General features: G+C 47.6%; 1 protein-coding gene. It reads left to right on the plus strand.

Going from position 1 to position 212, the window contains the following annotated elements; translation table 11 throughout:
• Positions 1–212, plus strand: a 212-nt coding sequence (locus BCT81_RS01200) for an ATP-binding cassette domain-containing protein (protein WP_133152482.1), incomplete at both ends; no start/stop codon positions are given.

Genomic DNA, 212 nt, shown 5'->3' on the forward strand with positions numbered 1-212 from the left:
GTGAAGCTCGCCGTAACATCGGCATGATTTTCCAGCACTTCAACCTGCTGTCTTCTCGTACTGTATTTAACAATGTAGCACTACCTCTAGAACTAGCTGGTAAAGATAAAGCGGTTATCGAAGCGAAAGTCAGCGAGCTCCTTGAACTGGTAGGCCTTGCAGACAAGCGTGATACTTACCCTGCAAACCTAAGTGGCGGTCAAAAGCAGCGT

Origin of the sequence: Vibrio sp. 10N.261.52.A1 (genome assembly GCF_002876325.1) — a bacterium.
GTDB lineage: Bacteria > Pseudomonadota > Gammaproteobacteria > Enterobacterales > Vibrionaceae > Vibrio > Vibrio chagasii.